Below are 20661 nucleotides of genomic sequence, written 5' to 3'. Positions count from 1 at the left end.
CGCATCTCTAGTAAATACTCTGCACAAAAATTCTATCATCTATTCCTAAAAATTCTTCAAATACCTCATAAGATGTTTTCCACCCAAGACATTTTATAGGTCTTCTATTGAGCACTTCTACTACTTTTTTAGAGACAACATTACGAAGAACCATACTCTTTGGAAGATATTGTCTAAGTAACCCATTAGCATTCTCATTCTGTCCTCTCTCCCATGAATGATATGGCTTGGCAAAGTAAGTGTCACACTTCAATGCAGTAGCCACCTCCATATGCAGAATAAACTCTCTCTACCCTTGTCAAAGGTAATGGTTTTGACCCAATCATAAAATTGTACAAATAATGCCATTTAAAACGGAAACTTGTTACCGCCGCCCATAGGCGGTAATTTCATTTTAGACAGGTCTGGTAGTCCACCCTCAGTGCCCTGCATACCGCCCATCTTTTGTATCATTTTTTGCATTTTTCCGCCACCCATTTTCTTCATTTGTTTTTGCATTTTTTCAAACTGTTTGAGTAGTTTATTAACATCTTGCGGTCCAGTGCCAGAGCCTCTAGCAATGCGATTTTTGCGTGAGCCCTTAATCAGTTTGGTGTGGGTGCGTTCTTTGGGCGTCATCGAATTAATAATGGCAATCATTTTTTTGGATTCCACTGAGCCCATCATTTGATTTTTAACGCTCTGAGATATTTGCCCCATGCCTGGCATTTTATCCATCAAGGCTTCCATACCACCCATTTGTTCCATTTGCAGGAGTTGGTCGCGCATATCTTCCAAATCAAACTGCCCTTTTGCCATTTTTTGGGCAGATTTTTCTGCTTTTTTACGGTCAACTTTTTGTCCAATTTCTTCAATGAGTGAAAGCACATCACCCATACCCAGTAAGCGTGAAACAATTCTATCTGGGTGAAATGGTTCTAACGCATCAACTTTTTCACCCACACCTAAGAACTTAATCGGCTTGCCAGTGATATGGCGTACTGAAAGCGCTGCACCACCTCGTGCATCACCATCAGTTTTGGTTAAAATAATACCTGTCAATGGCAAAGCGTCAGCAAAAACTTTGGCAGTGTGTGCTGCATCTTGACCGGTCATTGAATCAACCACAAACAAAGTTTCAATCGGATTAACTTTCTTCTGCAAGATTTGGATTTCATTCATCATCTCGCTATCAACATGCAATCTACCTGCGGTGTCCACCAAAAGCACATCAAAGAATTGTTTTTGTGCGTGTTTTTTAGCATTAGCAACAATACTCGCGGGCTTTTCTTTAATGTTAGAGGGGAAGAATGCCACGCCAACTTGTTCTGCCAATACTTCCAGCTGTTTAATCGCTGCTGGACGATAAACATCAGCACTTACTACCAATACTTTTTTGTTTTCACGCTCTTTTAAATAACGCGCCAATTTGGCAATTGAAGTGGTTTTACCCGCACCTTGCAAACCTGCCACCATTACCACTGCTGGTGGTTGCGCTTTAAGGTCTAAGGTTTTATTCTCACCACCAATAATCTGTGTTAATTCTGATTCAACTAGCTTGATAAAAGCCTGTGATGGGTTTAGCCCCTCGCCGACTTTCAAACCTAAGGCTTTTTCTTGCACCTTATCAAGAAATATTTTAATAACCTCAAGCGCAACATCTGCCTCTAACAAAGCACGGCGTACCTCACGAATAGCGTCTTTAATATTAGATTCTGACAGTTTATTCTTGCCTTGTAGGGCTTTAAAACTATTACTCAGGCGGTCGGTTAAATTATCAAACATTTTTTTGTGTTAATAAGGCAGAAGTATCCTATTATAATGACTTGTATTTACCTACGCAAAGTTGATTATGTTTTTATCTTATTTCGCAATCATCGCTTATTTATTAGCGGCCCTATTATTAATGCGTTTTTTCACACAAGATAACGCTCAACACAAACATCAAAAAAGCGTTTTTTTGTTAATTAGTTTTGCCGTAATCACACACGCTCTAACCTTTACAAACTTTTGGACGGCTAACGGTGTATTTTTTGGACTTGCCAACAGCACCTCTTTTGCTGCTTGGTTAATCGCGGTTTTGTTATTCTTATCCTCACTCTCTAAACCCGTGCATGCACTTGGTATTTTGGTTTATCCGCTGGCTGCTTTGTCGCTTGTCTTTAGTCTTTTATTCCCTGATGCTGCTGGCAAAATCATCTCTTTAAGCATTGCTTCACATGTGTTTTTATCTATTACTGCTTACGCCCTGCTTGCTTTAGCAGTGTGTCAATCAGTATTGTTAAAAATCCAAGAGAGCTACTTGCACGCCAAAAAAATCAACCCTTTTATTAATAAACTTCCGCCACTACAAACCATGGAAAGGCTCATGTTTCAAGGTTTACGAGTTGGTTTTTACCTACTAACCTTGTCACTGATTACTGGCTTTATCTTTATTGACAATTTCTTTGCGCAACACCTTATTCACAAAACTGCGCTTTCATTGGTGGCTTGGGTCATTTTTGCTGTGTTAATCTTTGGACACAAACTCTTTGGCTGGCGTGGAAAACAAACTATTGTTGCTATACAAGTAGGGTTTAGTGTATTATTAGTGGCTTATTTTGGCTCTAAATTTGTATTAGAACGCTTGTTGTCTTAAAGTAAAGTACCTCTAAAAATCCCAATACAATTTATGAAGCATGAAAAAATTTTACAATAACTACAATAAAAATATGAAACCTATAAAAAAAATTATCTATGTACTATTATTTCAATCATTGCTATTCGCCCCATCTATGGTCAAAGCCTATGGACTGGAGGGTCACTTAAGTATTTTAAATATTGCACTCAATCAGCTTTCTGTAGAAAAACGAGCAAAAATCACCCCTTTGTTATCAGATATTCTCAATCAACTTAGCGATTCTGAAAAGGATCTTGATCCCATTATATCTGCCAGTTGGTTAGACAATATGCAAAATATTGAGGTGTTAAGCAAGGCGCATTTTTCTGGTAGAACAATACACAATCCTCAAAATATCTCTCTTCCAGAGCATGCAAACGAGGTTCTTTTTTACAAATTAGATATATATTGGAACCTTGAAGAGGTTTTATATGCATTTAAACAACACAAATTAAACCCAAAAGACTATTCTCTTAGTAAATTTAAACAGTCTTTACTGCTAATGTATTTAGTACATTTAATCGGAGATGCCCACCAGCCATTACATGTGATAGAGCCTTTATATAAAGCTTACAAAACCAAAGAAAACCCTTATGGAGAAACTTATGGCGCTAATTCAGTTCTTGTTGACACATCTCAAGCTAGCATGTGCTTAAGAACAAAAAAATTACACGCAATTTGGGATGGCATGGGATGTTTAACCGATAAAGCAAGAAAACAATACCCACCAAAAACAGGGACAATTCAACAATACTTCATTAATGCTGAAAAGTTTTTTGTCAAAAACTTGGTTAAAGATTTCTCTGCAAATATAGTAAAAAGTGCCACAATAGATCCAAAAAAATATCAAATGGATTATGACACAAAAACTTGGATAAACGATTTACAGCAATTTAATAACAATGTATTTTCCGCTATAGATGCTGATATTTTTAAATTAAAAGACCCTAAAGATAGCATTGTTTTAACCGATGATTACTTAAAAAATGTTCAACAAACTACCATTAATTTAGTATATTTAGCAGGATTGCGTTTGGGTTATATCCTTAATCTTATCTATTAAGAAACCGCCTTCTCTTTGGGTTTTTAAAAAATCAGTGTAGACAGACAGTTGCACTGATTTTTTTTGGCTTGATTGAAATCTTTATTGTTGTCTAATGCGATTTTTCCAATAGAATTTTAAATTACACCTCAATCAATATGCAACACCGCCAAAAACGCCTCTTGAGGAATATCCACTCTGCCGACGCTACGCATGCGTTTTTTGCCTTTCTTTTGCTTGTCAAGTAATTTACGCTTACGCGAGACATCACCACCATAACACTTGGCAGTTACATTTTTTCTAAGGGCTTTAACATTGGTTCTGGCAACAACCTTGACGCCAATACAAGCTTGAATAGCGACATCAAACATTTGTCTTGGTACCAGCTCTTTCATTTTCTCGGCAATTTCTCTGCCCTTTCGCACTGAATCTTCACGGTGAATAATGAGTGCCAAAGCATCAACCGATTCTTGATTAATCTGAATATCAAGACGGATTAAATCAGCCACTTGATAACGCTCAAACTGATAATCCATTGAGGCAAAACCTCGTGATACCGATTTAAGTCTATCAAAGAAATCAAGCACCACTTCATTAAGTGGTAACTCATATACCATTTGTACTTGCTTGCCCATATAAGTTAGACTCTTTTGCACGCCTCGCTTCGAAACACACAAACTAATCACATTACCGACAAACTCATCTGTTACTAAAATATTTGCAGTAATAATTGGCTCTCTAAACTCAGCAATAAATTGATTTTCTGGCATTTTTGATGGGCTATCAACTCGAATGGTATTACCCTTAGTGTCTAAAATCTCATAAACCACAGTGGGTGCGGTGGTGATTAAATCCAAATCATATTCTCGTTCTAAGCGCTCTTGAACGATTTCCATATGTAGCAAACCCAAAAAACCAATTCTAAAACCAAAGCCTAAGGCGTCAGAATTTTCAGGTTCGTATTGTAATGCCGCATCATTGAGTCTAAGTTTGGACAAAGCATCACGAAACTTTTCATAATCTTCGCCTGAGATGGGAAACAAACCCGCAAATACACGAGGCTGCACTGGTTTAAAGCCCTCTAAAGCCTCGGTTACTGGGTTTTTAACACTGGTAATCGTATCGCCCACTGGTGCACCGTCAATGTTTTTAATATTGGCAATTAAGAAACCTACTTCACCTGCTTTTAAACTTGCGGTTTTGACACGCTTAGGCGTAAACACACCGACTTCATCCACCAAATGTTCTTCGCCATTTGAGAATATTTTAATCTTATCTTTTGGCTTAATCTCACCATCCATAACGCGTACAAGAGAGACAACCCCTAAATAATTATCAAACCAAGAGTCAATAATCAATGCCTTAGTTGTTGCCTCCACATCGCCTTTTGGTGCAGGGATTCTTTCAACAATTTGCTCTAAGATGTCCTCAATACCAATCCCAGATTTGGCACTGGCGTGAACAGCGTCTTGTGCTTCAACACCGATCACATCTTCAATTTCATCCACCACGCGTTCAGGGTCTGCTGCTGGTAGGTCAATTTTATTTAGTACTGTTACCACCTTCAAGCCTTGCTCAATAGCGGTATAGCAATTTGCCACCGTTTGTGCTTCTACCCCTTGCGAGGCATCAACAATCAATAGTGCGCCTTCACAAGCAGAAAGTGAACGGGAAACTTCATAAGAAAAATCCACATGTCCTGGTGTATCAATAAAATTTAGCTGATAAGTTTCACCATCTTTGGCATGATAATCCAGTGTCACACTTTGCGCTTTGATGGTGATGCCCCGTTCTTTTTCAATATCCATTGAGTCTAATACTTGTGCGGACATCTCTCTATCACTCAAGCCGCCACAAAACTGAATAAAACGATCGGCAATGGTGGATTTTCCATGGTCAATATGGGCAATAATTGAAAAATTACGAATGTTTTTCATACAGATGTTAAAATTGGAATTTTTAAACCCGAAATTATACCGTTATGAATAAAGTCCAACCAACTACCTGCCAAGCCACAAGCAATTTAGAAATTAGCATTCCTGATACCCAAGGACACAATATCGTTTTATATTTTTACCCCAAAGATGCCACACCAGGATGCACCACTGAGGGGCAAGACTTTAAAGACAGTCATCAAGCGTTCTTAGATGCAAACACCATCATTTACGGCGTCTCAAAAGACGATTTAACCAAGCATGAAAAATTTAAGTCCAAACAAGCATTCCCCTTTGAGCTCATTGCTGATGTGGAAGGAGATTTATGTGAGGCGTTTGGCGTTTGGCAACTAAAGCAATTCATGGGGCGTGAATATATGGGTATTGTACGCTCTACCTTTATCATTGATACCAAAGGTAATATTCTTAAAGCGTGGGATAAAGTCAAAGTCAAAGGCCATGTGGAAGAAGTTTTGCAAGTAGTGCAAGCATTATGAGTAATGTAGATATTGATGAGGTTAATAAGTTTGCCGCATTAGCATCGCGTTGGTGGGATAAAAACTCTGAATTCAAACCCCTGCATGATATCAACCCACTACGCCTAAACTACATTAAAGAAAAATGTGGTGGCTCGCTGAAAGGTAAAAAAATCCTTGATGTTGGCTGTGGTGGTGGCATCTTAGCAGAATCCCTCGCCCTAGAAGGTGCGATTGTTACCGGCATTGATATGGCAGAAGCAGGCTTAGAAGTTGCCAAATTACACTTACTTGAGTCGGGTTTAGAAGTGGATTATCAAAAAATCCCTGTGGAGGACTTTGCTGAACAACACCTCGAAAAATTTGATATTGTAACTTGTCTAGAAATGCTAGAACATGTGCCTGACCCATCCTCAATCATCAAAGCTTGTAGCAAATTAGTCAAACCTAGCGGGCAAACCTTCTTTTCAACCATCAACCGTAACACCAAATCCTATTTATTTGCCATTGTCGGTGCAGAATACATCCTCAAACTCCTACCACAAGGCACTCATGACTGGGACAAGTTCATCAAACCAAGTGAAATGGATGAGTGGGCAAGACACTCAGGACTAACCTTGAAAAGTATGATTGGCATGACTTACAATCCGTTTACAAAAACTTATAAATTAGAAGACGATGTGAGTGTGAATTACCTGTGTCATTATCAAAAATAAAAAACTGGATTTTAAAATATCGCTTTCCTTCTTTATTGATAAGTGCCACTATAGGTGTTCTTCTATCTAAATACTGTTATTCATTCCTGTATAACTTTATTACAAACACTGACCCTGCATCAGAAAAAGCCACTCCGTTACTTTTTGTATTGTTGGCTTTACCAACTGGTGCATTATTGTGGCTCTTTCGAACTCACGATACTCGTGAAAATATTCATCAAGATGCGTTATTTGATGCTTTACAGATGCTCACTGATAATATGGTGGTTCGTCGTGAAATCGCAACACAGAGGCTGATTGATTTAACAAAAAAAGCACCAGAATATAAAGAAACTGTAAAACTTGCCTTTATCAAAGTATTGAAAAGTTTTCCGAAAAAAAATATACCAAATCCTAATCCTGGTATGAAGAATACTTGGAATATAGAGAATACAGTGCCAGAAACCGAAAGAAGGAGCTACGCCCAACATATGCTGAAATGGTTCAATAGCAATAATTACACGGCAGAAGACCTTGATTTAGATGGGTGTATATTTGATCTACAGGATTTTACAATTGAAGGGAACGACCCAAAACTTTTTAAATTATTTACAGAAAAACAGTTTAAAAACCTTAGTTTCATTGACTCTAACATAGAAGAAGGATTGATCTCACAGATGTCAAACTAAAGAATTTTGAGCCAGAAAAAAAAGGAATGCAAATACAATGAAAAAAACATTATTTATAGCAATATTAATAGCAACTCTATCTGTAAAAGCACTTTCACCCAACGAAATGCTGATGATAGTAGGTGCAGTGAAATATTACAATGAAAACTGTGAAGGGTTAAATGCAGCGGGTTATCGCAAAATGAACCAAGGGCTAAAGCGTTTTAAAATGCACAGAACCCCTGTGCCTGTGTTGGAACAACACCCCTTAGCTGTATCAAGCTATCAAACTGCAAAAAAATTTGGCTGTGAAGGTACAAAGCAAGAAGCTTACAAAGCGGGGTTTGGTCAATACATTAACTAGAGGGCGCCCTCTAAGTCATACTGGGATTTAGAGGGGGGTTTAGAAAGTTGTGCCGTATTCGCCTTTTTCGGCTTCGTTTTTTTTGCCTAATTCTAATACCACAAACGCCACGGCATTAAACTTTTCATCAGATAGGCTTAAATGTGCCTGCTTGATGTTTCTATCAACGAGATATAAGCGTAGTTTTTCACTGGGGATAAAATAGGGCTTGCCTTCTTCGTTGTTTCTAATGGTTAAATCTTGAAAACTAACAATCCTGCCAATACCTGTGCCTAGGGCTTTGGCAAAGGCTTCTTTGGCGGCAAAGCGTTTGGCACAATACGCAGCACTATCGCCTTTGTTGGCAAATAGCGCTTGTTCGTGTTCAGACAACACACGATGCACAAAGCCGTCTTTGTTTTTATTTAATATTTGCTCAACTCGCTCGATATTAATAATATCAGTGCCGATGCCATAAATCATAATCTCGCCTCTAGCATTAAATTTTTCATCTCATTAGTAGCAGACTCAAGCCCAACAAATACCGCTCTGGCAATAATTGAATGGCCAATATTAAGCTCAACAATCTCAGGTAATTGCGCAATGGTCTTGGTGTTCTCAAGTGTTAGCCCGTGTCCTGCATTGACTTGTAAGCCAATTGAATGCGCATAAGTTGCCATACTTTTAATGCGTTCAAATTCAGCTTGTTGTTCAGGGCCTGTAGTGTCAGCGTAATGTCCAGTGTGTAGCTCAATCACGGGTGCACCGCATTGTTTGGCAGCGTCAATTTGGTCTTTTTGTGCATCAATAAATAAAGACACAACAACATTAGATGCTTTGAGCTGTGCACAAACATCCGTCATTCTTGAGATTTGATTAACCACATCCAGCCCACCCTCAGTAGTGAGTTCTTCGCGTTTTTCTGGCACTAGGCAGCAATCTTGCGGTTTGATTTTGCTGGCAATGGCAATCATCTCATCGGTACTTGCCATTTCTAGATTCATTTTGGTAGTGAGTTTCTCACGCAAGACAACCACATCCTCATCTTGAATATGGCGCCTGTCTTCACGCAGGTGCAAAGTAATGCTGTCTGCACCTGATTGTTCACATAACAATGCGCCTTCTACTGGTGAGGGGTAGTGCGTGCCTCTGGCTTGCCTAATTGTGGCTATATGGTCAATATTGACACCTAAATAAATACTCATTTTGTCTACTTGGTAAAGAATAAAGAGCGACTTTGCAAGGGTTTGTTACCAAGTAACGGTTGCAATCTCTCTCTATTTAAATTTCTACATAATTTTAATTGCTCAACATCTGGCATATTTAATACATCTTTTGCCAACATTAGTTGAATTGTGTTTCCCGATATTTTACCTATATCGCTACGCACAAAACCAGATTGCGACTGATATTGATAATAAGCCCCTTGTGCAATATCATCACCATGTATATCATTCTCTAAATCATAGCCATAGCCCAGTTCAGACAATAGATTGTTTTCAAACAATCTGAGTGACCAGTATCTTGCTTGCTGTTCTAACTTGGCAATCTGGCTGATGAATGCCTTGTAAGCATCAAACAATACAGCATGCGGGTCTTGTTCTTGCAATAATCTAGAAACCAACTCATTTATATATATGCCTAATATCAGGGTTTCTCCTTGTAGATTTCTTGGCTCGTCGTCTGCCTCCCAAGTCGTTAATGTTTTAAGCTCGCCTTTACCAGCAAAAGAGATTTTCATATGTTGAAACATTTGCAAAGGTGTTTTTGACTTGCGCAAGCCTCGTCCAACTAGACGAATCTTGCCGTGCTCTTGGGTAAAAAAATCTAACAATAAAGAAGAATCTTTAAACGCTCTACGATGAATTAAAAAAGCGGGGGTTAAATCAATCTTAGTCATCATTAGCCACCAAATGCTACGCTAATATTAACATTGTATTTGTTGCATAACAACGCCAAATAATAAATAAAATTAAGTCCATTAATGCAAATATCTTTTCATTAATCATATCCCAATGAAGCGAGTGAGCGTTTATCATCAGACCAACCTTGTTTGACTTTAACCCAAAGTTTTAAAAATACTTTACGCTGTAAAAAACCCTCAATGCTTTGACGAGATTCGGTGCCAATGAGTTTTAACATCTCGCCTTTATTGCCGATAACGATACTTTTTTGTGAGGTTTTATCAACAAAAATTCTAGCAGCAATCCTTTGCATTTCGCCATCTAATTCATATTGTTCAATTTCAACGGTAAGGTCGTAAGGCAATTCATCCGTCAAATGGCGCATTAACTTTTCACGGATAAACTCAGCAACGACAAATTTTTCACTTCTATCGGTTACATAATCAGCATCGAAAATATTGCCCTGCTCTGGCAAATATTTTAGAATTAATGTTCGTAGTGTTTTGGTATCAGGCTTATTAAACGCTGAAAGTGGGAACAAATCATCGGGCTGATATTTTTGTCCAATTTCTGCTAAAAAAGGCAAAACTGCTTGTTTGTCTTTGAGTTTATCAATCTTATTCACGCACAGTATAACGGGTACCTGCGCTTTTGACACATGTTCCAAAACTCGCGCATCTTCTTTGGTCCATTTACCCGCCTCAACCAACCACAAAATAATATCAACATCATTAATGCTGGAGCTAGCAGCTCTATTCATATAAGCATTAATAGCCTTAGTGTTGCCAATATGCATACCTGGCGTATCAACAAACACCATTTGATAATCATCAGTGGTATCAATAGCGTGAATACGATGGCGTGTGGTTTGCGGTCGGTGTGAGGTAATGGAGAGTTTTTGACCGATAAGCTCATTGGTTAAAGTCGATTTGCCCACATTTGGACGACCTATAACTGCAATAAAACCTGCCTTATGACTCATGAAGCTTTTTTCTCTTTTAATTTTTCTAGCAAAACTTCAGCGCACATTTGTTCTGCTCTCTTAATGCTTTTAGCTTCTTGTTGAACTTGCATTGAATAGTCTTTTAAAAAGCAGTTAACGGTAAATTTTGCATTATGGTCTTTGCCTACAGTTTTGATTAATTCATATTGTGGTAGTGTTTGTCCAAACTTTTGCAAGCGTTCTTGCAACTGCGTTTTAAAATCTTTTAGTGTGTCATTTGGATTAATGTCATCTATATATTCTTTAAACAAATCTAGAATTACCGTATTAACAGTATCAAAATCTGCCTCCAAGAAAATAGCACCCAAAATAGCCTCTACTGCATCAGATTGAATAGATTTACGATTATGTCCGCCACTTTTTAATTCACCCGAACCCAAAATCAATAAATTTGACAACTCAAGCTTAGCTGCAATCAATGCAAGCGTTTGCCCTCTAACCACATAAGACTTAAATCGAGACAGCTTACCCTCGGCAATACTTGGAAAACGCTGATACAACTCTCGAGAAACCACCACACCCAGTACGCTATCACCCAAGAACTCAAGACGCTCATTATTGCCCTTACCCATGCTACGATGCGTCAATGCCTGCCTCAACAAAGCAATGTCTTTAAATTGATAATTAATTTTTTTCTGTAATTCGTTCATTGTCTAATATGTGTCTATATATAATTAACGCCATTATAAAATTCAATGATTCTTATGTTTTGGCAAGAAGATATTAAAGAGGAGCATTTTACGCTTCCTGAGACGATTCAAGATGCTGTGTTTAATATTCACGCCAAAATTTTACCAATTGACCATGCTTATTTTCTGTCTCAGGCATTACTCAAACACTTACCTTGGTTGAAAGAAGTCAAGGCGGGTGTGTTTGATATTAGTGTGGCTGATGGCAATGGCTGGGAGCAAGACCATGAATCGGGTTTCTACTACCCTTCTAAACGCTCTAAACTTAATATTCGAATTCCTAAGGAAAAGTTAGATGAAGTAGAAATTTTGATTGGAAAAACATTGAATTTAGGCGAATATCAGATTGATGTAATCAAGGCGCTAGAGCCAAAATTGATGAGTGATATGCAAATTGTATTTGCCAAGCATATTGCCTGCGATGAAAATACCAGTGAAGGAGATTTTTTGCAAACCTCATTTGCGCAATTTCAAGCGCTAGGGATTCAACCTAAAAAGATGATGGCAGGTTTAAAACGCAAAATATCAACGCCAGATGGCATCATTCATACACGCTCTTTGATGGTAGCTGACCTAAGAAAAGCAGAATCTGTCAAGCTCCAAGAAGCAGGCATTGGCAAGCATCGCCTACTAGGCTGTGGGCTATTTTTGCCACAGAAAGGTATTGAAAGTGTTAATGCGGTCTAACAAGGCTTTTTCCAATCCAGCAGTTAAATATTTTTTGAGTGGTATTTAACCCAAATTTGCATTGGCTTAACTTTAGGACTACAATCAACTCATGCGCATTGTATTTCTAATATTTTCCTTCTATCTTTCATCCGTGTCTGTCGCTCAAGAAGTGGTTAAACAAGGGGATTTTTTAGGTGCAGAAACCATTGATTTTCTACCTGACTGGTTTAAAACAACCTTTATGGATCTTTCTGAAGACTTAGAAGAAGCCAATGATAAAGGTCGCCATGTCATGATTTATTTTCATCAAAATGGCTGTCCTTACTGCGCAAAATTAGTAAAAGATAACTTTCATGATAAAAAATTAGTTGCTAAATTACAAAAAGATTTTGATGTGATTGAAACCAATATATGGGGCGATACAGGTTTGAGCGATTGGACAGGTAGAGAGTTTACTGAAAAGGAATTTTCAGCACATATGAAAATCCAGTTTACCCCTACTCTCGTTTTTTTAAATCCTCAAGGCAGGACCCTACTCAGACTCAATGGTTATCAATCTATTGATAAAATGCACACTACATTAGATTATATTGCCAACAAAGTCTATCTCAAAGAATCCTATGCCAACTATCTCAACAAGTTAAAGAAAAACAAGACTGGCAAGCTTAACTCACATACAATCTTTGCATCGCCTCCGCACTTATTAATGCGTAGCGAAAACCTACCAGCACAAAAGGTTTTAGCGGTATTTTTTGAAGAGCCAAACTGTACACAATGTGATTTTTTTCATGCTGAATTAATGCCATTAGAACAAACACAAGACTATTTACAACAAATGCAAGTCGTGCGTCTTAATGCGCTGTCTAATGAAAAATTAATCACCCCATCAGGCAAACGCACCACTGCCAAAGATTGGTATGAGGCGTTAAAACTTACCTACAAACCTGCCATTGTTTTCTTTGACAAGACGGGCAATGAAATTATTCGCAAAGATGCTTATTTCAAGCAGTATCACTTGCATAGCATTATGGATTATGTTTTGACAGGTGCGTATAAAACCCAGCCAAACTTTCAGCGCTATATTGAGCATAAGTCTGATAAGTTAAGAGAACAAGGGATTACAGTTGATATTTGGAAGTAACTATACTTTCTTGACAAATTCGGATTTAAGTTTCATTCCACCAAAGTTTGGGATTTTACAATCAATATCGTGATCACCATCACACAGGCGAATATTTTTAACTTTGGTACCCACTTTCACCACCGATTGAGAGCCTTTAATTTTTAAATCTTTAATAACGCTTACTGTATCTCCATCACTTAAAACATTGCCATTTGCATCTTTAATAATACGCTCTTGCTCGTCTAAATCATTTGCTGAAAACTCGTAAGCACACTCAGGACACACCAAAAGATTGCCATCTTCATAAACATATTCAGAGCTACATTTGGGGCACTTGGGTAGGCTCATACTGTGAATGGGTATTTCACCGCTGGATGATGCTCATAATCAAGCAGTTCAAAATCATTTATTGTCACCCAAGTTTCTAAATCTTGTAGAGTTTTAATCTCTGGATTGATGTTAAGTTTTGGTAGTGGCAATGGCTCACGATTCATTTGCTCATTTTTAAAAATTTCAACTTGATTTTCATACAGATGCACATTTGACAAATGATGGCGTATCTTCTTAGCCTTCTTGCCGGTAATTTGTGCGGTAATCAATAATAAAAATGCCACTTGAAAATGATTAAACGGCTGCCCAATTGCATAATCACTACTACGCTGATAACTCTCAAGATACAAATCATCACCTAATAAATTAAAGTGATGCGTGTGCAAACACGCTGGCAAGCACGCACGATGAATAAGATTAGGGTGATTGAATGTCATCATTTCACGCCTGTCGTCAATACCGCGAGATAAATCTGTCACAATTTTTTTGTATTGGTCCATTGGTTCATCGCCTTCAACACCAGGGAAAGCACGACCAATCACACCATAACAAAGCCCCATATCATCCTCACCTTTTCTATATGGATTGTCTAACCATGCTTGATTTTCATTGGTATTAGCATTCCAAGTGTTACAGCCCAATTCTCTAAATTGAGCGGCACTTTGATAACCACGAATATAACCCAACATTTCAGCAATGGCTGATTTCCAAAAGAGCTTTTTAGTGGTTACCGCTGGCACTGTACCACCAGACAAGTCGTGCTCAAAGGTAGCGCCAATAATGGCTAAAGTTTTTTGCCCAGTACGCACATTAGATAGCCACACACCTTCATCTAAGATTCGCCTGCCAATGTCAATATATGCCTTCATCTAGACACTCTGTTTGCTTTTAAAAGTAAGTAGATGCCTAACATAATCATCGGTAAACTCAATAGCTGCCCCATAGTAAGCCAGCCAAATGCCAAATAACCCAACTGTACATCAGGCACTCTAACAAACTCAATGATAAATCTAAACAACCCGTACAAAATTAAAAATAACGCAGAAATTGTCATCGGCGCACGCGGTTTCTTGCTAAATATCCACAGAACCACGAATAATACCAAGCCTTCTAAAAATGCTTCATACAATTGTGATGGATATCGTGCAACACCCTGCTCTTGAATATAGAGTCCAAACGGACTTGTGGTTACCTTACCCCAAAGCTCACCATTGATAAAATTACCCAGTCGACCAAAACCCAAACCTAATGGCACAAGTGGTGCAACAAAATCCATCGTCGCAAAAAAGGTTTTGTTGTATTTACGATTAAATAACACCATCCCCAACAACACACCTAAAAATCCACCATGAAATGACATGCCACCATCTTGAAAAGCAAGGATAGACAGTGGGTCTGATAAGAAAGCACCAAAATTATAAAATAACATATAGCCTATGCGACCACCAAAAACAACGCCTATAGCGCCGTAAAAAATCATGTCTTCTACTTGCTGTTTGTTCCAGTCATTTAGTTGCTTAGTACGATAACTTGCCAATAAGTAAGCACTCAAAAAAGCCAACAGATACATTATTCCGTACCAGTAAATCTGGATAAAGCCTAAGTCTAGTGCGATTGGGTTGATATCAGGGTATGTCATATAGTGTGGTACGCTCGAGGTGATTTGAACACCCAACATTTGGCTTCGGAGGCCAAGACTCTATCCAATTGAGCTACGAGCGCATAATTTAGTATGCGAAAGTGTTTAAATTAGTCATTTTTAGAACAAAAAACCGCTTGCATATTGGCAACTAATTTCAAAATTTTTGCATCTTTTATTTTGCATAAAATTTTATTACCATCACGCCGTGATTCAAGAATGCCTTTGGTTCTAAGGATATCAATATGCTGAGAAATGTTAGATTGAGAAGAGCCAACTTGCTCTACAATTTCTAACACTGGTAATTCATCGCCCTTCAATACACATAAAATCTTTAAACGCAATGGGTGTGCCATCGCCTTTAGTGCTTTGGTTGCCTTATTAATGTCTTCATCTCTTTCTAATAATTTCATCATAATTTTATTTTTAAATTTTACCTAGCATACCATATATGCCGTATCTTCTGACTTTAATCAATATCATTCTTTGATAATAATTAATCAAACTGTCGTTCTCAAGTGCCACATCAAAAATTTTCCATTTACCTGATTTGTTTTTGTGGAAGGACAAATCAACATTAAAACCGTATCTAGAATAACCCTTGGCGTTTAATCTAACAACAATTATATTGCCACCTCTCATTGGTCTTGCATAAACAAAATCAAGCGACCTTGATCGACCTTTCGCTAATTTCACCAACAAAGTGTTAATAACATTTTGCTTTAATGAATTAGAAAAATATTTAACTTCCTCGTCACTTAGACTCACATAGCTCGCTGACAAAACCTCATCAGCAATATACTCAAAATCAAACAACGGTGTAATTTCCTGATTAATAAGAAAACCCATCATTTGTGGCGAGTAAGTTGCGACGCTGGTTAATTGATTAAGCTTGATAATAGCCGCCTGTATAGTTTTAACAGGGCTGTCTTCTGGTGTTGGCGCTTCATTTATTGTTGCATCTTTATAGGCAAATACAAGCGATGGTATCAATATACTAAATACTAATAGAACTGTATTTAACTTTTTCATATTTTTCTCCGTTATCTAACAAATAAAACAAGTAAAATTATAAATGTTGTACACATTATATATACTTCAAACCTTTATTAAACTAATAATTATATTATGATTTTCTTGAATTCTTTAAAACGCCCGTTATTCTTAGTGATTTTTTCCACTTTCTTTACACTTAGTGCCTGTAATGCCACAGAAAAAACAGAAAGTAAAAAACTAAACACCAAAGAAAAACAAAACCTAGAAGCATTTTTCAACGACCTTGAGGCGTTTACTCAGGTTTACAGCCAAATTAAAAGACTATATGTGGAAGATGTTGACAATAAAAAACTATTCACCAATGCCATTAAAGGCATGGTGAATGGTTTAGACCCGCACTCGGCTTATTTAGAACCAAAAGAGCAAAAGACTTTATTAGAAAGTGCATCGGGTAAGTTTGGCGGATTGGGTATCGTCATCAGCAAAAAAGACAATATCATCCAAGTCATCTCACCGATTGATGATACGCCTGCTTATAAAGCTGGCATTCAAGCTGGCGATAAGATTGTTAAAATTAACAATAAACCTGTCAATGGCATGTCATTAGAAGATGGCGTTAAATTGATGCGTGGTAAGCCAGGTACTGATATTAAAATCACTATTGTGCGTAAAAATACAAAACCATTCGTGGTAAAAATTACCCGCGAAATTATCACCATTACCTCAGTCAAAGGCTACTTACTTAAAGATGGTATTGGCTATATTCGTGTTTCCAGTTTTCAAAATCCAACCACTGACTTATTACAAAAAACCCTTGAGCGCTTAGTTAATGAAAACAAAGGTGACTTAAAGTCGCTCATTCTTGATTTAAGAAACAACCCAGGTGGGGTTTTAGATGGTGCAGTTGATATATCCAATCTATTCCTTGACGATACTGGCTTGATTGTTTCTACCAAGAGTAGACTTAAAAACAACAACACTAAATTTACCGCTGACCCGGGCGATGTATTAAATGGTGCGCCAATGGTAGTCTTAATTAATGAAGGCTCCGCTTCAGCTTCAGAGATTGTTTCAGGCGCATTACAAGACCACAAACGCGCAATCATCATGGGCAATACTTCATTCGGTAAAGGCTCAGTGCAAACTATTCTCGAACTTAAAGGTGGTTACGGACTTAAAGTCACCACTGCAAGATACTACACGCCAAACGGACGCTCTATTCAAGCCAAAGGTATTGTGCCTGATGTTAAACTGAAAAATATCAGCCTAGAAAAAGAAAAGAAAAACGCAGTAACCAACACCAAAGAAAGCGACTTGGATGGTCATTTGGAAGTAGAAGACCCTTCTGAACTGTCTTCTAAAGAAATCTTAGATGCACAAGAAAAGAAGAAAACAGAGCTAGATAAAAAGGCGCTTGAAAGACTTGAAAAAGATTATTTTGTGCATGAAGCGCGCAACTTACTTAAAGCACTTTCGGTATTACAAAAGTAATGGCTATCATTTTCTCAATTGCAAACCAAAAAGGCGGTGTTGGCAAGACGACTACCGCAGTCAATCTAAGTGCTGCACTTCAAACCATCAGAAAACGCGTGTTAATGGTTGATATTGATCCACAAGGCAATGCAACAATGGGTTGTGGTATTGACAAACACGATTTACAATACTCCACTTGCGAAGTATTGTTAGGAGAATGTAGCATTGAAAATGCTATTGTTCATTCAGACAAGGTAAAAATTGATGTTATTCCTTCCAATACCGATTTAATCACTGCTGAGATTGCCTTGATAAAAAACGGCAACTCAGAATATCTATTAAAAGAAGCGCTTGCCAAAGTTAGCAACAAATACGATTACATTATTATTGACTGTCCGCCTTCACTAAATATGCTGACTATTAATGCCTTTACTGCCTCTAACGGTATTCTTATTCCAATGCAATGTGAATATTATGCATTAGAAGGCCTTAGTGCACTCATACAAACCATTGAAAGAATTCAGGCAACCACCAACCCTGATTTAGAAATCACTGGCTTAATAAGAACCATGTATGACGCACGCAATAAACTATCAAATGAAGTCTCAGTACAACTACAACAATACTTTTCAAAAAAAGTATTTAAAACTATTATCCCTAGAAATATAAAACTAGCAGAAGCACCGAGTTTCGGTCAAGCAGCAATTAATTATGCAAGGTCTTCCAAAGGTGCAATTTCCTATGTTTCACTGGCAAGTGAAATTGTTGGAAAACAAAAAACATTAAATTAAATATGACAAACCCTTCAAAATTAGGTCGTGGATTAGATATCTTGCTAGGGCAAGCATCCAGCAACGAGCAATCTGATAACAACCTAAAAATCTTAAGAATTAATGAATTACAGCGTGGTCAATTCCAACCCAGAGACGATGTCAACCCTGATACGCTAAACGAACTTGCTAACTCAATCTCAGCGCAAGGCATTATTCAGCCGCTAGTTGCTCGCAAAATTACCTACGATAAATATGAAATCATCGCTGGAGAACGACGCTGGCGCGCTGCTAAGATTGCTGGACTCACTGAAGTCCCTGTCATTGTTCGTGAAATTAACGACCAAGTTGCCCTAGCTATTGGTCTGATTGAAAATATCCAGCGTGAGGCGCTAACACCACTTGAAGAAGCCAAAGCGCTACGCCAGTTAATTGAAGATTTCAAAATGACACATGAGGAAATCTCACATGTGGTTGGTCGTTCTCGTTCCAGCGTTAGTAATTTAATCCGCCTATTGCAACTTGGTAATGATGCTAAACAATTACTCAGTAATGGCGATATAGAAATGGGTCATGGACGCGCCCTGCTGCCGTTAAGCAACGAGCAACAGCTTGAAGTCGGCAATCAGGTCGTGCAAAAATCTTTGTCTGTGCGCCAAACGGAAGAATTGGTTAAAAGAGTGCTCAATCCAAAGCCCGCTACATCCAATACAATTGAACCTCATATTCAAGCACATACGGATTCTTTAAACAAAAAGCTTAACTCGAAAACTGAGATTAAAGACAACAATAACAAAGGTAGAATTATTATTCATTACCAATCTGAAGATGAACTTAATAACATCCTAAGCCATATTAAATAATTTTTTGCCTCCCTTTTACAAGGAAAAATACAGCTAAGACCCTTTAATCAATGATTCCATTGCGATTAAAGGTGAAAGTTTTAAGTGCTTTTATAGGATTGGAAAATAACCCACCAATATCACCATGCGCCCAAATATAAAAGGCTCTACCGATAATATATTCTTCAGGTACAAAACCCCAAAAACGACTGTCACTACTGTGTTCTCGGTTATCACCCATAACAAAATAATGCCCTTCAGGGACAACAAGCCTCACACCACGAGAACTAACATTAGGATGTAACAAAATATCGTGTGGATTGTTATCTAGCAGCTCACGATAACGCCCATGCCCCGTCATTTCAATACCTTCCTCAAACCCTGTATAGGTGCCGATTTTTTGGCGTTCAATCACTCTACCATTTACCGTGAGTCTGTCTTTAATGTATTCAATCCTATCACCTGGGAGTCCAATCACACGCTTGATAAAATCTGCACCTTTATGAACTTTACCCTGCTCATAATTAGGATACCTAAACACCACGACATCACCACGCTGCGGGTCACCAATATCCACCAACTCAGTGTTTAACACTGGCAAGTGAATGCCGTAAGAAATTTTATCTACCAATAAAAAATCATAAGTTAGAAATGTTGGCATCATTGAGTTAGATGGGATCCTAAAAGGTTCTGCTATAAAACCTCTCAGTAAAAAAACCAGCAACAATACTGGATAAAACTCTGCTGCTAATTGCACAACCATAGAGCGATGCGCATATTTTTCTGATTTATTAAGCCTCAAAAAACATACAAAATACAGCCACTTACTCAGCAAATTTTTTTTCTCTGAGCGTGCATTCACTTCTGCCCCACCCATAAAAAAATGATCAGTAAACACGATAACAAATGCCAAAATCAGAAACACTGCTAAATAAGAGGAAACATCCCAGGCAAAGAATGATGATGCGTTTTCAATAGTCATATAAAAAATAAGGAAAAGTTAAAGGTGTTTATTATATAATAATTCTTTTTATTATTTTGGAGAACAAGATGGCATTAGCAGATTTAGAGAGAGATGGGCATGGTTACTTAGTTGACCTTAATCAATGGAGTGAGAGTATCGCTACAGAACTTGCAGAAGAAGAAGGCGTTAATTTAACAGATGAGAGTTTTAAACTCATCAACTTCTTGCGTGACGAATACATTAATAACAACGCCAACCAGCCTAATGAACGCAATATGGTTAAAGGTTTAAAAGGCGACTGGGAAGGCAAACTAACCACCAAGGAGCTTTATACATTATTCCCAAAAGGTCCCGCCAAACAAGCAGGGAAAATTGCTGGACTGCCTGAGACTAAACGCAAAGGCGGCTACTAAAAATTTTAAAGTTTTCAATAAAAAAGCGCTCAATGAGCGCTTTTTTATTA

Annotated in this window: 25 protein-coding genes, 1 tRNA gene and 1 pseudogene; 12 read left to right on the top strand and 15 right to left on the bottom strand. The window is 37.9% G+C overall.

Going from position 1 to position 20661, the window contains the following annotated elements; translation table 11 throughout:
* Positions 1 to 7 precede the first annotated feature (7 nt).
* Positions 8 to 321 (bottom strand): annotated as a pseudogene (locus BHECKSOX2_RS10230) (IS30 family transposase); the annotation flags it as partial.
* A gap of 27 nt (positions 322 to 348) precedes the next feature.
* Positions 349 to 1764, bottom strand: a complete 1416-nt coding sequence (gene ffh, locus BHECKSOX2_RS05155; RefSeq protein ID WP_139682731.1) for a signal recognition particle protein — start codon at positions 1762 to 1764, stop codon at positions 349 to 351.
* Positions 1765 to 1831: 67 nt separating this feature from the next.
* Between ffh and BHECKSOX2_RS05150 the strand changes: the two genes are divergently transcribed.
* Both BHECKSOX2_RS05150 and BHECKSOX2_RS05145 read left to right on the top strand, forming a co-directional pair.
* Positions 1832 to 2617, top strand: coding sequence for a cytochrome C assembly family protein (locus BHECKSOX2_RS05150; protein WP_139682730.1), 786 nt, complete (start codon positions 1832 to 1834; stop codon positions 2615 to 2617).
* A 73-nt stretch (positions 2618 to 2690) separates the two neighbouring features.
* Positions 2691 to 3701, top strand: a complete 1011-nt coding sequence (locus BHECKSOX2_RS05145) for a S1/P1 nuclease (protein WP_180323670.1) — start codon at positions 2691 to 2693, stop codon at positions 3699 to 3701.
* A 128-nt stretch (positions 3702 to 3829) separates the two neighbouring features.
* On the opposite strand, the gene lepA is transcribed toward BHECKSOX2_RS05145, so the two are convergent.
* Positions 3830 to 5617 (bottom strand): translation elongation factor 4, encoded by a 1788-nt coding sequence (gene lepA, locus BHECKSOX2_RS05140; RefSeq protein ID WP_139682728.1) that lies wholly within the window; start codon positions 5615 to 5617, stop codon positions 3830 to 3832.
* Positions 5618 to 5661: 44 nt separating this feature from the next.
* Here lepA and BHECKSOX2_RS05135 point away from each other — a divergent pair, with 44 nt between their 5' ends.
* Genes BHECKSOX2_RS05135 through BHECKSOX2_RS05120 form a run of 4 tightly spaced genes read left to right on the top strand, consistent with a single transcriptional unit; the run spans position 5662 to position 7817 of the window.
* Positions 5662 to 6111: a peroxiredoxin gene (locus BHECKSOX2_RS05135; protein ID WP_139682727.1), complete on the top strand. Its 450-nt coding sequence runs from the start codon at positions 5662 to 5664 to the stop codon at positions 6109 to 6111.
* Complete coding sequence (gene ubiG / locus BHECKSOX2_RS05130) at positions 6108 to 6806, top strand: bifunctional 2-polyprenyl-6-hydroxyphenol methylase/3-demethylubiquinol 3-O-methyltransferase UbiG (protein ID WP_180323669.1); 699 nt, start codon at positions 6108 to 6110, stop codon at positions 6804 to 6806. The genes BHECKSOX2_RS05135 and ubiG overlap by 4 nt, the downstream gene beginning before the upstream one ends.
* The gene (locus BHECKSOX2_RS05125) at positions 6788 to 7474 is read left to right on the top strand and encodes a hypothetical protein (RefSeq protein WP_139682725.1); all 687 of its coding nucleotides are present in this window, start codon (positions 6788 to 6790) and stop codon (positions 7472 to 7474) included. Before ubiG ends, BHECKSOX2_RS05125 begins: the two co-directional genes overlap by 19 nt.
* A 37-nt stretch (positions 7475 to 7511) precedes the next feature.
* A complete protein-coding gene (locus BHECKSOX2_RS05120) occupies positions 7512 to 7817 on the top strand; it encodes a hypothetical protein (protein WP_139682724.1) in 306 nt (101 codons plus the stop codon).
* A 39-nt stretch (positions 7818 to 7856) separates the two neighbouring features.
* On the opposite strand, the gene acpS is transcribed toward BHECKSOX2_RS05120, so the two are convergent.
* From acpS to rnc, 5 genes are all read right to left on the bottom strand, one after another.
* Positions 7857 to 8279, bottom strand: a complete 423-nt coding sequence (gene acpS, locus BHECKSOX2_RS05115; RefSeq protein ID WP_139682723.1) for a holo-ACP synthase — start codon at positions 8277 to 8279, stop codon at positions 7857 to 7859.
* Positions 8276 to 9001, bottom strand: a complete 726-nt coding sequence (gene pdxJ, locus BHECKSOX2_RS05110) for a pyridoxine 5'-phosphate synthase (protein ID WP_139682722.1) — start codon at positions 8999 to 9001, stop codon at positions 8276 to 8278. Before pdxJ ends, acpS begins: the two co-directional genes overlap by 4 nt.
* Before the next feature lie 5 nt (positions 9002 to 9006).
* Positions 9007 to 9699, bottom strand: a complete 693-nt coding sequence (recO, locus tag BHECKSOX2_RS05105; protein ID WP_245391318.1) for a DNA repair protein RecO — start codon at positions 9697 to 9699, stop codon at positions 9007 to 9009.
* A gap of 98 nt (positions 9700 to 9797) precedes the next feature.
* Positions 9798 to 10682, bottom strand: a complete 885-nt coding sequence (gene era / locus BHECKSOX2_RS05100) for a GTPase Era (RefSeq protein WP_090716538.1) — start codon at positions 10680 to 10682, stop codon at positions 9798 to 9800.
* Positions 10679 to 11353 carry a ribonuclease III gene (rnc, locus tag BHECKSOX2_RS05095; protein WP_090716537.1) on the bottom strand — a complete coding sequence of 225 codons (675 nt, stop codon included), beginning with the start codon at positions 11351 to 11353 and terminating at the stop codon, positions 10679 to 10681. The genes era and rnc overlap by 4 nt, the downstream gene beginning before the upstream one ends.
* A gap of 54 nt (positions 11354 to 11407) precedes the next feature.
* Between rnc and cas6 the strand changes: the two genes are divergently transcribed.
* Together cas6 and BHECKSOX2_RS05085 are read left to right on the top strand one after the other, a co-directional pair.
* A complete protein-coding gene (cas6, locus tag BHECKSOX2_RS05090) occupies positions 11408 to 12079 on the top strand; it encodes a type I-MYXAN CRISPR-associated protein Cas6/Cmx6 (RefSeq protein WP_139682721.1) in 672 nt (223 codons plus the stop codon).
* A 91-nt stretch (positions 12080 to 12170) separates the two neighbouring features.
* A complete protein-coding gene (locus tag BHECKSOX2_RS05085) occupies positions 12171 to 13202 on the top strand; it encodes a thioredoxin family protein (protein WP_139682720.1) in 1032 nt (343 codons plus the stop codon).
* Here the strand turns inward: BHECKSOX2_RS05085 and BHECKSOX2_RS05080 are convergent, their stop codons facing one another.
* From BHECKSOX2_RS05080 to BHECKSOX2_RS05055, 6 genes are all read right to left on the bottom strand, one after another.
* Positions 13203 to 13532: a zinc ribbon domain-containing protein YjdM gene (locus BHECKSOX2_RS05080; RefSeq protein ID WP_090717680.1), complete on the bottom strand. Its 330-nt coding sequence runs from the start codon at positions 13530 to 13532 to the stop codon at positions 13203 to 13205.
* Positions 13529 to 14383: a thymidylate synthase gene (thyA, locus tag BHECKSOX2_RS05075; RefSeq protein ID WP_139682719.1), complete on the bottom strand. Its 855-nt coding sequence runs from the start codon at positions 14381 to 14383 to the stop codon at positions 13529 to 13531. Before thyA ends, BHECKSOX2_RS05080 begins: the two co-directional genes overlap by 4 nt.
* On the bottom strand, positions 14380 to 15153 hold the full coding sequence (lgt, locus tag BHECKSOX2_RS05070) for a prolipoprotein diacylglyceryl transferase (protein WP_139682718.1): 774 nt from the start codon (positions 15151 to 15153) through the stop codon (positions 14380 to 14382). Before lgt ends, thyA begins: the two co-directional genes overlap by 4 nt.
* A gap of 6 nt (positions 15154 to 15159) precedes the next feature.
* A tRNA-Arg gene (locus BHECKSOX2_RS05065) sits at positions 15160 to 15236 on the bottom strand.
* A gap of 27 nt (positions 15237 to 15263) precedes the next feature.
* Positions 15264 to 15569 (bottom strand): ArsR/SmtB family transcription factor, encoded by a 306-nt coding sequence (locus tag BHECKSOX2_RS05060; RefSeq protein ID WP_139682717.1) that lies wholly within the window; start codon positions 15567 to 15569, stop codon positions 15264 to 15266.
* Between the two features lie 10 nt (positions 15570 to 15579).
* The gene (locus BHECKSOX2_RS05055) at positions 15580 to 16185 is read right to left on the bottom strand and encodes an ABC transporter substrate-binding protein (RefSeq protein WP_139682716.1); all 606 of its coding nucleotides are present in this window, start codon (positions 16183 to 16185) and stop codon (positions 15580 to 15582) included.
* 96 nt (positions 16186 to 16281) lie between these two features.
* Here BHECKSOX2_RS05055 and BHECKSOX2_RS05050 point away from each other — a divergent pair, with 96 nt between their 5' ends.
* From BHECKSOX2_RS05050 to BHECKSOX2_RS05040, 3 genes are read left to right on the top strand one after another with little or no spacing between them, the layout of a single operon-like run.
* A complete protein-coding gene (locus BHECKSOX2_RS05050) occupies positions 16282 to 17640 on the top strand; it encodes a S41 family peptidase (RefSeq protein WP_139682715.1) in 1359 nt (452 codons plus the stop codon).
* Complete coding sequence (locus BHECKSOX2_RS05045) at positions 17640 to 18413, top strand: ParA family protein (protein ID WP_139682714.1); 774 nt, start codon at positions 17640 to 17642, stop codon at positions 18411 to 18413. Before BHECKSOX2_RS05050 ends, BHECKSOX2_RS05045 begins: the two co-directional genes overlap by 1 nt.
* A 2-nt stretch (positions 18414 to 18415) precedes the next feature.
* Positions 18416 to 19255: a ParB/RepB/Spo0J family partition protein gene (locus BHECKSOX2_RS05040; protein WP_139682713.1), complete on the top strand. Its 840-nt coding sequence runs from the start codon at positions 18416 to 18418 to the stop codon at positions 19253 to 19255.
* Positions 19256 to 19298: 43 nt separating this feature from the next.
* Here BHECKSOX2_RS05040 and lepB read toward each other — a convergent pair whose 3' ends face one another.
* Entirely contained in the window at positions 19299 to 20216 is a 918-nt protein-coding gene (gene lepB / locus BHECKSOX2_RS05035; RefSeq protein WP_139682712.1) for a signal peptidase I, read from the bottom strand.
* A 68-nt stretch (positions 20217 to 20284) separates the two neighbouring features.
* Between lepB and BHECKSOX2_RS05030 the strand changes: the two genes are divergently transcribed.
* The gene (locus BHECKSOX2_RS05030) at positions 20285 to 20611 is read left to right on the top strand and encodes a TusE/DsrC/DsvC family sulfur relay protein (RefSeq protein ID WP_090717654.1); all 327 of its coding nucleotides are present in this window, start codon (positions 20285 to 20287) and stop codon (positions 20609 to 20611) included.
* Positions 20612 to 20661: the final 50 nt, after the last annotated feature.

The organism is thiotrophic endosymbiont of Bathymodiolus puteoserpentis (Logatchev), assembly GCF_900127505.1.
Classification (GTDB): domain Bacteria; phylum Pseudomonadota; class Gammaproteobacteria; order PS1; family Pseudothioglobaceae; genus Thiodubiliella.
This window is presented reverse-complemented; position numbering and strand designations above follow the sequence as displayed.